General features: G+C 67.0%; 11 protein-coding genes. 7 read left to right on the top strand and 4 right to left on the bottom strand.

Features of this window, described 5'->3' with window-relative positions:
- Positions 1-203 precede the first annotated feature (203 nt).
- Together V5F26_RS16960 and V5F26_RS16955 are read left to right on the top strand one after the other, a co-directional pair.
- Positions 204-995 carry a helix-turn-helix domain-containing protein gene (locus tag V5F26_RS16960; protein WP_394947325.1) on the top strand — a complete coding sequence of 264 codons (792 nt, stop codon included), beginning with the start codon at positions 204-206 and terminating at the stop codon, positions 993-995.
- Positions 996-1838: 843 nt separating this feature from the next.
- Positions 1839-2318, top strand: coding sequence for an Lrp/AsnC family transcriptional regulator (locus V5F26_RS16955; RefSeq protein WP_394055323.1), 480 nt, complete (start codon positions 1839-1841; stop codon positions 2316-2318).
- A 78-nt stretch (positions 2319-2396) separates the two neighbouring features.
- Here the strand turns inward: V5F26_RS16955 and V5F26_RS16950 are convergent, their stop codons facing one another.
- The 3 genes from V5F26_RS16950 to V5F26_RS16940 form a co-directional block, all read right to left on the bottom strand.
- On the bottom strand, positions 2397-3848 hold the full coding sequence (locus V5F26_RS16950) for an LLM class flavin-dependent oxidoreductase (RefSeq protein WP_394055321.1): 1452 nt from the start codon (positions 3846-3848) through the stop codon (positions 2397-2399).
- Positions 3849-4099: 251 nt separating this feature from the next.
- Positions 4100-4279 carry a hypothetical protein gene (locus V5F26_RS16945; protein WP_394947326.1) on the bottom strand — a complete coding sequence of 60 codons (180 nt, stop codon included), beginning with the start codon at positions 4277-4279 and terminating at the stop codon, positions 4100-4102.
- Between the two features lie 111 nt (positions 4280-4390).
- A complete protein-coding gene (locus V5F26_RS16940) occupies positions 4391-4768 on the bottom strand; it encodes a hypothetical protein (RefSeq protein ID WP_394055317.1) in 378 nt (125 codons plus the stop codon).
- A gap of 201 nt (positions 4769-4969) precedes the next feature.
- Between V5F26_RS16940 and ssuD the strand changes: the two genes are divergently transcribed.
- The 4 genes from ssuD (at position 4970) to V5F26_RS16920 (ending at position 8887) form a co-directional block, all read left to right on the top strand.
- The gene (ssuD, locus tag V5F26_RS16935; protein WP_394947327.1) at positions 4970-6115 is read left to right on the top strand and encodes an FMNH2-dependent alkanesulfonate monooxygenase; all 1146 of its coding nucleotides are present in this window, start codon (positions 4970-4972) and stop codon (positions 6113-6115) included.
- A 9-nt stretch (positions 6116-6124) separates the two neighbouring features.
- Positions 6125-6970, top strand: coding sequence for an amidohydrolase family protein (locus V5F26_RS16930; protein WP_394947328.1), 846 nt, complete (start codon positions 6125-6127; stop codon positions 6968-6970).
- A 223-nt stretch (positions 6971-7193) separates the two neighbouring features.
- Positions 7194-8666 carry an FAD/NAD(P)-binding protein gene (locus V5F26_RS16925; protein WP_394947329.1) on the top strand — a complete coding sequence of 491 codons (1473 nt, stop codon included), beginning with the start codon at positions 7194-7196 and terminating at the stop codon, positions 8664-8666.
- Positions 8667-8740: 74 nt separating this feature from the next.
- Entirely contained in the window at positions 8741-8887 is a 147-nt protein-coding gene (locus V5F26_RS16920) for a hypothetical protein (RefSeq protein ID WP_394055310.1), read from the top strand.
- Positions 8888-9345: 458 nt separating this feature from the next.
- Here the strand turns inward: V5F26_RS16920 and V5F26_RS16915 are convergent, their stop codons facing one another.
- Complete coding sequence (locus V5F26_RS16915) at positions 9346-10383, bottom strand: zinc-dependent alcohol dehydrogenase family protein (RefSeq protein ID WP_394947330.1); 1038 nt, start codon at positions 10381-10383, stop codon at positions 9346-9348.
- A 298-nt stretch (positions 10384-10681) separates the two neighbouring features.
- Here V5F26_RS16915 and V5F26_RS16910 point away from each other — a divergent pair, with 298 nt between their 5' ends.
- Positions 10682-11860, top strand: a complete 1179-nt coding sequence (locus V5F26_RS16910; RefSeq protein ID WP_394947331.1) for an acetyl-CoA acetyltransferase — start codon at positions 10682-10684, stop codon at positions 11858-11860.
- The last annotated feature ends 230 nt before the right edge of the window (positions 11861-12090 follow it).

Here is a 12090-nt window from a genome sequence, read left to right as displayed (position 1 = left end):
TGGCGCTTTTAGGGCCAGGCCTGCCCCGGCATCTGGATCCCGTCTGCGACCATACCAAGGTATGGGCAGGCACCTCCCATCATATGGGTGGCGAAACCCACGTAGAATGGAGCGCGCGGCCGCCATCCCCGATCCTCGCTGCAGCCACTGGCGAGGGGTGAGCCTCCGCCGAACATCCGCTCCGAGCGATTGGGGTTCCGCGCATGTCCGTCCATGTCTCGATAGCCGCTACAGGGCGGGCCTTCCAGGACTTCGAGGAAACCGAGCCCACTGGGGCGCGCCGGGGCGCCCTTGCTGTGTACCTGCCGCATATGGGCCTCGTCCTCGGCATGACCGCGAGCGAGCGGGAAAGACGGCATCGGCCCGACGGCGAGCCGGAAGGCATCGTTCTGCGCCTCGAAAGGCGCTGTGGCGGGGCGCCTGGGGGCGCCAGCCAGCCTGCGCGCCGCGAGGCCGACCGCAGGCACGCCGCTGTGGACGATCATGTGGTGCGGCAGCTGTCGCAGGCGCTGGAGGCGACGCGCGCGGAGGGCGGATGCGGTGTTTATGCCGATGCGCTCCAGCTGGCGCTGGTGGCGCGCATGCTCGCCGTGGAGGAAAATGCACGTGCCGCTCTTCCACCCGAAGTCGAGCCGAGCGCGCCGGCGCGGGTGAAATCCGGTCTCGTGACATGGCGGCTGAAGCGGGTGCTTGCGTTCATCGAGGCGAACCTTTGCGACGCCATCTCTCTTGCGGATATGGCGCGCGCGGCGGGGCTCAGCCGCATGCATTTCGCCGCCCAGTTCCGGCTTTCCACCGGCCTGCGGCCGCACGAATACCTGCTAAAGGCCCGCATCATGCGCGCGCAGAGGCTGATGCTGGAAAGTCGCGATCCCCTGGTGCAGATCGCTCTGGCCGTGGGCTTCCAGACCCAGGCGCACTTCACCACGGTGTTTCGCCGGTTCGCCGGCGCCACTCCCCACCAATGGCGCAGCGCCCAGGCCGCCGAGGCGTGAGCCGGCGCGGGCATCGGCGGGTGTTCCCACCCGTGCGCCGCGCCTGAGGCCGTCGGGCCATCAGGCGCGGATATCCTGCGCATTCAGCCGCACTCACGCCCCCGGACCACCCGGATGCCCGCCCCGCTTCGCTGAACACGGTTTTCAGGCGGCCGCGGACGGGGTGGCCATAAGCCGAGCGTTGTCGTGAGGGGCGCGACGGTTTCGCCCATGCCGATGGTTTTCACGACCCGCTTTCCACGGGCGAAGGAGAGAGCCGGCCCGCCGGCAAGTGCGGCAATGGCGGTGACCAATAAAGGGTGATCGCCGAGCAGGAGAGGCCCTGCACAGAGCCGCGAGCGGGCAATACATGCCCCACCATGGGCGGGCCATTGCCGGCAGGCTGCACCGGAAACGGCTGGGCCGAGGCCGCCACTCGGCCGAGACGAGAGCGCGTCCTGTGCGCGATGTGGGATCCATCTCCCGCACAGAACGTGCGCAAAAACAAAACGTTAGCCTGCTTATCGCGTGTCTATCAAAAGCCGAAATGTCTGGCCCTAAGCCGCGGCGAAGTGCTCGTCGGGCGCTCGGCTCGTCGGCCTGAAGCGGTCACTGAACTCCTGAACCAGGTCCGGCTCAGCGCTGTGGAGAAGGCATCGAGATACCTCTATCGAAGGCTGGAAGCGAACAGGGTCCTTGGCGAGCCTCAGTCTCGTCAGGGCTTCGGCGGCTGCGGGCACCTGATCTCGATCGCAGGGGGCCGACAGCCCGTTGGACTACGGGAATTAGATATTAGATAAAATCCATCGATTATATTATATATATGGAGTGGTGCTTTCCCACCGAGGGTTCCGGAGAAAATCGATGAGTGGCCTCGATCAGATCGACCGCAAGATCGTCGCCGAGCTGATGCGCGACGCAACGCAGACCGTCGCCCAGGTCGCGGACAAGGTCGGCCTGTCCCAAACGCCGTGCTGGAAGCGCATCCAGAAGCTGGAGGCCTCCGGGGTGCTGATGAACCGCGTCGCCATTGCGGATCCTGTCAAGCTTGGCCTCGGTCTCACCGTGTTCATCGGCATCGAGGCGCCCGATCACACGGGGGAATGGCGGCAAGCCTTCATGGGCGTGGTTTCGGCGATGCCCGAGGTGCTGGAGGTCTACCGCATGGCGGGGGAAATGGACTACCTGCTGCGCGTCGCCATGCCCGACATGCCCGCCTTCGACCTGTTCTATCGCCGGCTGACGGAAGCCTTGCGCTTACGAAATGTCACCTCTCATTTTGCGATGGAGCGGATGAAGTTCACCACGGCCTATCCTTTGGATCTCCACGGCGCGCAGCGCTAAAGCGGCTCCGCGCGAAGCGGGAGCCGGCAAGGCGGGGGCGGGCCCTGGGCCAGGCCCCCTTTTCCTATGGCGTGGGGTTTACTCGGCTGCGTTCAGGCGGCTGTCCGCCGGCGCGTCGAAGGGCGCGCCGCGGCTTGCGTCGGCCACGCTCTCCCGTCCCACATAATGGTGGCCCCATTGGGCCGCCGGGTGGCTTGCGCGCACCCGCCCGCCTTCATCGCCCAGCAGCTTTTCGCGAAGGGTGCCGGGGGCGTAGCCGCTTTGCGCCCGCCCGCGCCTGCGCAGCTCGGGCACCACGAAGTCGATGAAGTCGGTGGTCGAGGCGGGCGTGATGGCATAAGCGAGGTTGAAGCCGTCCACGCCGCCTTCATCAACCCAGCGCTCCAGCTCGTCCGCCACCGTTTTCGGGCCACCCACCAGTACGGGGCCGAGCCCGCCGATGGACCTTTTGCGGATCACCTCGCGCACCGTCCAGGCCTTGCCATCGGCGGCGAGGGATTCGAGCGTCGTGCGCAGGCTGTCATTCTCCACGGCGGTGAGCGGCAGGTCCGGGTCGAGCGACGAGAAATCGAGGCCCGTCCAGCCGCCGTAAAGGGCGAGTGCCCCTTCCGGGCTCGCATAGGAAAGGTATTCCTCATACTTGCGCCGGGCGGCTTCGTCGGTGGGCCCGGTAATGACGGTCAGCAGCGTGAAAATCTTCAGGGAGTCAGGCTCGCGGCCGGCGGCCACCACCTCCGCGCGGATCTGGTCGGTCAGCTTGCGCGCCGTCTCGGGCGAGGTGGCCAGAACGAACATGGCCTCCGCATGGCGCGCGGCGAAGCGACGCCCGCGCGCGGAGGCGCCGGCCTGGAAAATTACCGGCGTGCGCTGCGGCGAGGGCTCGCACAAATGGAAGCCCGGCACCTTGAAGTATTCACCATCGTGTTGGATGGGATGGACCTTCGAGGCGTCCGTGAAAATCCCCTTCTCCTTGTCGCGCAGAACGGACCCGTCCTCCCAGCTCCCTTCCCAGAGCTTGTAGACGACCTCCATGTATTCTTCCGCGAGATCGTAACGCGCATCGTGCTCGATCTGGCGATCCATGCCGATATTGCGCGCAGCTGAATCGAGGTAGGACGACACGACGTTCCACGCCACCCGCCCCTTGGTGAGGTGGTCGAGGGTCGAGAGCCGGCGCGCCAGCAGATAGGGGTGCTCGAACGTCACCGCCGCCGTCACGCCGAAGCCCAAATTCCTGGTCACCGCCGCCATGGCGGAAATGGCGCCGAACGGGTCGTTCACCGGCACCTGCGCCGCGTCCTGCAGCGCCGCTTCCGCCGAGCCGCGATACACATCATACACGCCCACCACATCGGCGATGAACAGGGCGTCGAAAGCGCCCCGTTCCAGCTCGATCGCCAGGTTGGTCCAGTACTCGATGTCGTTATAGCGCGAGGCCTGGCTGGAGGGGTGTCGCCAGGTGCCGGCCGCCTGATGGCCGACGCAGGTCATGTCGAAGGCATTGAGAATGATGCGTTTCTTCGTGGTCATATGAAGTCCTTGTCATCTCCGCTGCCCTCGGGCGATGCGGCGGCGCGTGATGGCGGACCGGAGGGCGCGACGGCGACATCCTCCGGTCCGCGGTGCCGTGGTGGATTGAAGTTGGCTTTCGGGAACAAGCTGCGCGGCCGCGACGGGCCGCCGCGAGGCGGCGCATCAGCTGGCGATGGCGGCGATCTGCCAGACATCGACCGGCTCGGTTCCGTTCGCCGCGTTGTCGCCCAGACTGCGCTCCTTGTAGATCAGCAGGTTGAGGCTGGCGGTGAACCCGGATTCCTCAGCCTCGCGATCTGCTCGACGGGCGCAATGCGTTCGCGCTCGCGCTCGATGGCGCCTTCCGCGATGCGCGCGAAGAGCGGGCTGAAGCGCGCCTTCAGCTTTCCGGTGTCGGGGAACGTGCCCCGGAACTCATGCACGGTCACGGTAAGGCTCCTTCATGCCCGCGAAGGGAGGTTCGGAGGGCGAAAAGATCTTCTGATGGGGCGGATTTTTGCGGCCGTTGGCCAGTGGAGTGCCGAGTGCATCAAGTGTAGTCAGAACAGCCGCGCGGAAGCGAGAGTTACGTCTTCCATATTTTCCCGCGCACAGAGCAGGCGTTTCTCATCGAGCCGGTGGTAGCGAGAAGAATTTTTCTTCGCGATGAGGACGTGAGCCTTGCGCCCGATGTTGCTGCCCAAACGTCGCCGCACGCCATCGCCTCCGTCCTCAAGGCGGCGCTGGAGCGTTATTCCCAAAGCGACATTTGGTCCCTTTTCATCTCCAAGCACTTCGGCGCGCCCGGCCTTTCGCGCCCGGCCCTTGCCCAGTTCGGGCTCGACCAGCACCGGTGCAATGCGCGGGTCCAGCCCCTGCGCGATCCGGTGCGGTGGAAGTTCTTCCATGTGGGGAACTGGTATCTGAATGGCGTGCATCCACGCCGCCCCCTGGAACTGAGGGCCCCTGCGCGGCGGAGAATATTGATCTCCCTTGAGCATCGGCCGCGAAGGTCTTCTCCTAAACAGACCACGTTCTTTGGAATGGCCGCGGCCGTGCGTCGGGGCCTATCAAAGCATGAATGCGGGAATGTCGCCGATCTGGGTGACGGCGCCGCACCCCGTGATAGGAAAAATGCGATGGCCGTTGGTTCCTCTCCCGAAATCTTCTGGTTTCTGCCCACTTCGGGCGACACCCGTTACCTTGGAACTTCGGATTACGGGCGGGAACCGACCAACGCCTATCTGCGCGAAATCGCGGTGACTTCGGAGCGGCTCGGCTATGATGGGCTGTTGATCCCCACCGGCTCCAGCTGCCACGACCCCTGGATCACGGCGGCCAGCCTCATTCCGGTGACCAGCCGCATCAAGCTGCTGGTGGCGCTGCGAACCTCCATCATGGGGCCCACCGCATCCGCCCGCCAGGCGGCGACGCTGGACCAGGCCCTGGGTGGCCGGCTGCTGTTGAACGTGGTGCCGGGCGGCGATGCCGCCGAGCTGGCGGCAGACGGGGTGTTTCTGAGCCATGACGAGCGCTACGAGGCGGCGGACGAGTTCCTGACCGTGTGGCGGCGCATTCTGGAAACGGGAGAAAAGTTCAGCTTCGAGGGCCGTCACCTGAAGGTGGATAACGCCCGAAACTACTATCCGCCGGTGCAGCGGCCCTATCCTCCGCTCTATTTCGGGGGCTCCTCGCCCGCCGCCCATGCACTGGCCGCCAAGCATGTGGACGCCTACCTCACCTGGGGCGAGCCGCTGGCGGCCGTGGCGGAAAAGATCGCCGACGTTCGCGCCCGCGCCGCGCGGCACGGGCGCACCGTGCGCTTCGGCGTGCGGCTCCATGTCATCGCCCGCGAGACGGAGGAGGAGGCGTGGGCGGCGGCGGATCGCCTGATTTCGCGCCTGACCGAAGAGGATATCGCGGCGGCGCAGGCCAATTACGCCAAGATGGATTCCGTGGGGCAGGCCCGCATGGCGGCACTGCACGGGGGGCGGCGCGACCGGCTCGTGCTGGGGCCGAACCTGTGGGCCGGGGTCGGGCTCGTTCGCGGCGGTGCTGGCACGGCGCTGGTGGGCGCGCCGGAACAGATCGCGGAACGGCTGCGCGAATATCAGGGCCTGGGCGTCGATACCTTCGTGCTCTCCGGCTATCCGCATCTTGAGGAATCCTTGAGGTTCGCGGAGCTGGTGTTCCCCCTGCTCGGCAAGGGGGCGGTGACGCAGCGCGGCGCGCAGACCGGGGGCGCTTTCGACATTCGAGCCGTGCGGCAGGTCGCGGCGAGCTGAGAGGCGCTCATGCAGATCATCGATATGCGCTGCCGGCCGGCTTATCTGCACGATTTCTTCGGCAGAACGCCCGGGACGGCGGAGTTCGAAACCGCGCGCTGGCTCAACCAGCGCGTGGGGACCCGGGGCAGCGACACCCATTTCACCCGTTCGGCGACACCGGAAGGCTTTCTGGAAGAGGTGGCGCAGGCGGGCCTCGCGAAGGCCGTGGTTGTGGGCCGCCACACCCCCACCCAGCACCTTCCGAATGACACCATCCATGGGATCGTGGCCGGCTCTGCGCTGCTTGAGGGCATCGGCGCGGTGGATCCGGTGGTCGAGGGCGAGCAGGCGGCGCTCGATGAGGCGGAGCGGGCCATCAAGGTGCTGGGGCTGAAGGGCATCGATCTGGAGCCCGGATTCGGCACGCCCGCCCGCCACGCGGACGACCCTGTGTATTTTCCCCTTTACGAACTTCTGGTGGCGCTGGATGTGCCCCTGTTTCTGATGAGCGGCCCCACCACGCCGGACCCCCGCTTCAACGATCCCGCCGCCATCGGCAATGTGGCCCGGCTGTTTCCGCGGCTGAAGATTGCCGTCTATCACGGCTCATGGCCGAATGCTCAGCAGATCGTCGGCGTCGCCTTTCGGCATGAGAATGTCTTTCTCATTCCCGATATGTATTTGTTTCAGCCCGGAACGCAGACCTATGTGGAGGCCGTGAACAGCTTTTTGGGTGACCAGTTCCTGTTCGGCTCCTCCTATCCGTTCCGCCCTATCACCCAGACCATCGCGGATTTTCAGAAAGTGGGCTTCCATGAGGCCCTCTTGGAGAGGCTGTTTTATGGAAATGCTGCTCGCCTTCTGAAACTCTAGGGCGCTGATGCGAGTTACTCACGCGGGCCGGCATCCGGTTTACCGGAACGGGCGTTCAGTAGCTGTCCGTTGCGCGAGCGGGATTGCCAGCATGGCGTGCTGCTCTTGGTGTGGGGCGGCGCAAGGGCCTTTGGCGGAAAACGCGCCGATGGGAGCGATGGGGCTTCCGGGTCGGAGCTGAAGGCCGGATCTGGTGCGCGATGCCACGGGAAGGTGAAGTTTGATGAGTTCATCCGAAGGCACAGGGGGCGGGCCAGCCGGCATGCGGACAGCGCCGCGTGGCCCATCGTGCGTCGTCATCATTGGCGGGGGCCTTTCGGGCGCTGCGGTCGCCTGGCATCTCGCACGCCGCACCCGGCCGGGCGAGATCCGCATCATCATCGTCGAGCCACGCGCGGAGCTGGGTCGGGGTCTTGCCTATGCGACGCCGGATCCGGATCATCGCCTCAACGTGCCCGAGCGGAAGATGAGCCTCGATGCCGGCGATCCGCTGCATTTCCAGCGCTGGCTGCTGTCCCGCGAGGGGCCGGGGGTTCCGCACGGGGCGTGGACGGCCGAGGGTGAGGCTTTCGTGCCGCGCGAGATCTTCGGCCGGTATGTGGCGCACCACCTGCGGCCGCTGCTGGCGAGCGGGCGGGTCGAGCATCTGCGGGCCCAGGCCACGGGCGTGCAGCAGCGGGGGCAGGGTTATGCGGTGCGGTTGGACGGCGGCGGCGAGGTCGTCGCCGATCGGGTGGTGCTGGCCGTCGCCCATCCTGCTCCGGCGGTTCCCGGCGCATTGGCAGCGTTTCGGGATGATCCGAGGCTGGTGGCGGATGCCTATGGCCGCGATGCGCTTTCCGCTATCGCCCCGAGTGACCGGGTGCTGATTGTCGGTTCCGGGCTGACGGGGGCCGATGTGGTGGCCACCCTGCGGCGGTGCTCCCATCGCGCGTCCATTCACATGCTGTCCCGCCACGGCCGCCGGTCGCAACCTCACGGGCCGGCGCAGTCGCCAACGTCTGCCGACTTCACGCAGCCGGGGGAGACGCGCGCGGTGGGGCTGCTGCGCCGGGTGCGCCGCGAGCTGGAGCGCGATGCGCAAGCCGGGCGAACATGGCACGCCGTGTTTGATCGGCTCCGCGAGCAGGGGCCTCGCATCTGGGCAGCGCTGCCCTGGCCTGAGCGGCGGCGGGTGGTCCGCCATCTCCGGGGGCTTTGGGATATTCATCGCTTTCGCATCGCGCCGCAGACCTATCAGGCGCTGCAAAGTGAGATCGCGGCCGGCCGGCTGGAGCCGCTGGCGGGGCGGCTGGTTTCGGCGCAGAGCGTCGGCGCCAGCATCGCCGTGCGCATCGCGCTGCGCGGTGGCGCCTCGCGCGTCCTCGAGGTGGAGCGGATCGTCATCGCCACCGGGCCCGCCCACGGGTCGGTCATCGCGGCAAACCCGGTCCTTAAGGACCTCGCCGCGCAGGGGCTGCTGCAGTCCGATCCGCTGGGGCTCGGGCTGTGGACGTCGCCGCAGGGCGTGGTGCTCGACCGCTACGGGGTGGAGCAGCCGAATCTGCTCGTTGCAGGTCCGCTGGCGCGCGGGTCGGTTGGCGAGCTGATGGGGGTGCCCGAAGTGACCGCCTGGGCGGAAGCCGTCGCGGCGCGCGTTGCCGGAGCGCCTGCGGAAGCACCCGGCGCCCAGCCCATTCCCGCCGGAACGCCCTGAGGTCCTCCGGCGAGCGAGTAGTGCAACGCGCTGCCGCGCAGGGGCGCGATCCGCGGAAGATCCTGGTTTATGCCATGGCGACCGTCATCGTGGACGAGACCTGTGCCGGGGCGCGCGCGAAGCATGTGGACGATGTGCGCTACGCGTCCCATGACGGGGCCCTGGCGTTGATGTCCAGTTGCGCCGGCATCGATTTCCGCCGCCACGGTGAAAAAGGCTGAGAACAACGCCACCGGCTCCACCATCGGGCATCAGGCCGACGGCGAGAAGGCCTGGGTCATCGACTTGGACCATTGAGGAGCTGGCCAAATTGGGCCGCTCTTCGTCGGCTCCGCGAAAACGGCCGCGGACCTGCTCCAGGACTGGGTGGAGGAACGGCGTTCGACGGCTTCTGTCCTATGTGGTCGCCCGCGAGACGTTCGCGGATGTGATGGGCCATTTGATGCCGGAGCTTCAGCGGCGCGGCATCTACCCCCATCCTATCGTAACGGCACTCCGCGGGAGCAGCGTCCGGCGAGAGGCGGGACCTGCCCGTGCGGCAGCCGGCGGCGCGGTATGGGACATCGATCAGGTCGAACTGCGGGAAGCCGGGCACCGGCGGCTCAAGGCCACCGCGGGCCGCGCCCGAGAGCCGGGAGCCGGGAGCCCGCGGACTGGGCTCCCGTCGTGTTCGGGGGCGTCAGGCTTCGATGATGACCTTCAGCGCCTTGGTGTGCGCGGCACCGCCGAAGGTTTCGTAGGCCTTCAGGATGTCGGCGAGCGGGAAGCGGTGAGTGATCAGCTTGGCCGGATCGAGCTTCCGGGACTGCACGGTTTTCATCAGCATGGGCGTCGTCACCGTGTCCACCAGCCGAGTGGTGAGGGTGATGTTGTGGGACCACAGGCGCTCCAGATGCAGGTCGGCCTTGGTGCCATGCACGCCCACATTGGCGATGGTGCCGCCGGGCGCCACGATGTCCTGGCACAGCAGGAAGGTGGGCGGAATACCGACCGCCTCGATGGCGGCGTCGACGCCGATGCCGCCTGTAAGGGCCATCACGCGTTCCGCCGCATTTTCACGCCCGCTGTTCACCGTCTGCGTGGCGCCGAAGGTGCGGGCGAGCTCCAGCCGGTTGTCGTCGAGATCGATCATGATGATCTCGGCGGGGGAGTAGAATTGCGCGGTCAGCAGCACTGCGAGGCCCACCGGCCCGGCGCCGACGATGGCCACCGTGCTGCCGGGCTGCACCTTTCCATTCAGCACCCCGCACTCGAAGCCAGTGGGCAGGATGTCGCTGAGCATCACGAGGGCTTCCTCGTCCATGCCTTCGGGAATGCGATGCAGGGAGGTGTCCGCGAACGGAATGCGGACATATTCCGCCTGCGTTCCGTGAATGGTGTGGCCGAGCATCCAGCCGGCGACGGAACAATGGGAATACATGCCGCGCCGGCAATATTCGCAGCGTCCGCAGGCGGAGATGCAGGAGATGAGGATATGGTCCCCCTTCTTGAAGGTGGAAACCGCCGGTCCGACCTCCTCGATGATGCCCACGCCTTCATGGCCGAGCACGGTTCCCGGCTTCACGGTGGGCACGTCGCCCTTCAGGATGTGAAGGTCACTGCCGCAGATGGTGGTGCGCGACACCTTCACCACCGCATCGGTGGGCTGCTCGATCTTGGGATCAGGCACATCCTCCAGCGCCTTCTGGCCGGGACCGCGATAGACAAGACCCTTCATGGGGATTCTCTTTCTGGATGTCGTTGAGGGGCGGTGCGCTGGCCGGCGCCCGCCTTGGGCCTTCCCCCTTCGGCAAGAGGGATGCCACGGCGCGCGATGCGGCCGGCTGGCGGTTTGCGTGCTATTGCTGGCGGGCCGCGCCGCCCCGCCGTGTGAAAATACGACGGTGGCGTCGTGATTTCGGCCGCTTCGGAAGCCCGGGGCCGGGCCTTCGGGGCCGGGCGGGGCAGGGGCGGCGGTGGCATGGCCGGTGCAGGAGCGCCGGCGCGACAATCATAATCTGTCGGTAGGGAGCATCATGGAACGCAACAACGGAGTGTCCATCGTCGGCTGGGCCCATTCGCCCTTCGGTCGCCTCGCGCACATGGATCTTGAAGCGCTCATCGCCAGCGTCTGCCACGAGGCGCTGGCGCATTCCGGTTTTCCTGCGGAAAGCATGGACGGCGTGTGGCTGGGTAACCTCAATGGCGGCTTCGTGCCGGAGATCTTCTGTTCCTCGCTGCCCATGAATGGCGAGCCGGGGCTGCGCTGGAAGCCGGCGACCCGGGTTGAGAACGCCTGTGCCTCCGGGGCCGGCGCCATCTTCGCCGCCTGCGACGCCATCCAGTCCGGCCGCGCGCGGCTGGCGCTGGTGGTCGGCGCCGAGAAGATGACGGCGGTGAGCGGTGAGGAGGTCACCCGCATCCTGGGGTCTGCCTCCTACGTGAAGGAGGAGGCGAGCTGCGGCAAAACCTTCCCCTCCATCTTCGGGGAGATCGCCAGCACCTATTTCGAGCGCTATGGCGACCATTCGCAGACGCTGGCGCGGATCGCGGTGAAGAACCACGCCAATGGTGTTTCCAACCCCTTCGCGCAGATGCGCAAGGCGCTGGATCTGGAGTTCTGCGGCACCGTCTCCGAGAAGAACCCGATCATCGCCGGACCCCTGCGCAAGACGGATTGCTCGCTGGTTTCCGATGGGGCGGCTGCCCTGGTGCTCGCCTCGGGCGAGCTGCTCGCGGACGCGCGGCGGGCGGTGCGCATTCGCGCCCGCGCCCAGGTGAATGACCTGCTGCCCATGTCGCGGCGTGATCCGGTGCGGTTCGAGGGACCGCGCCGGGCCTTCGCCACTGCGTTCGCGGAAGCGGGCATCGGCGTCGATGACCTGTCTTTCGCGGAGGTGCACGACTGCTTCACCATCGCTGAGCTGCTGGCCTATGAGGCCATGGGGCTGGCGCCGGAGGGCCAGGGCGCGCGCGTGCTGGAGGACGGAACCGTGGCACGCGGGGGCCGTCTGCCCGTCAATGTTTCGGGCGGCCTCAAGGCGAAGGGGCATCCCATCGGCGCCACCGGAGTGTCCATGCACGCCCTGTCGGCCATGCAGCTCACCGGTGCAGCCGGCGACATGCAGTTGCCCGGAGCCACACTGGGCGCCGTGTTCAACATGGGCGGATCGGCAGTGGCGAACTATGTGAGCGTGCTCGAACCGGTGAAGTGACGCCGGGAGCGCGAGCTTGGCCCCCGGGCCTTCGGTCAAGCTCGCGCGGCCCGCGCGCACTCGCTTCGGCGGCACCTCACGGTGCGCCCCGAAGTGGCGGCGCCGGCGGAGCACCTTCATGCGAAGCGGGTCTCGGTCCGCGCGAGAAATGTGTTTGGAAACAAAGTAAGAGGATGAATCACTGTTTCCGCGACACGCGGAGGCGGCCGGGCTGGTTGTCCCTATGGGAG

The sequence above is a fragment of the Xanthobacter variabilis genome (assembly GCF_043831965.2).
GTDB lineage: Bacteria > Pseudomonadota > Alphaproteobacteria > Rhizobiales > Xanthobacteraceae > Xanthobacter.
The sequence above is the reverse complement of the archived record's forward strand: the minus strand, read 5'-3'. Positions and strand labels throughout refer to the sequence as shown.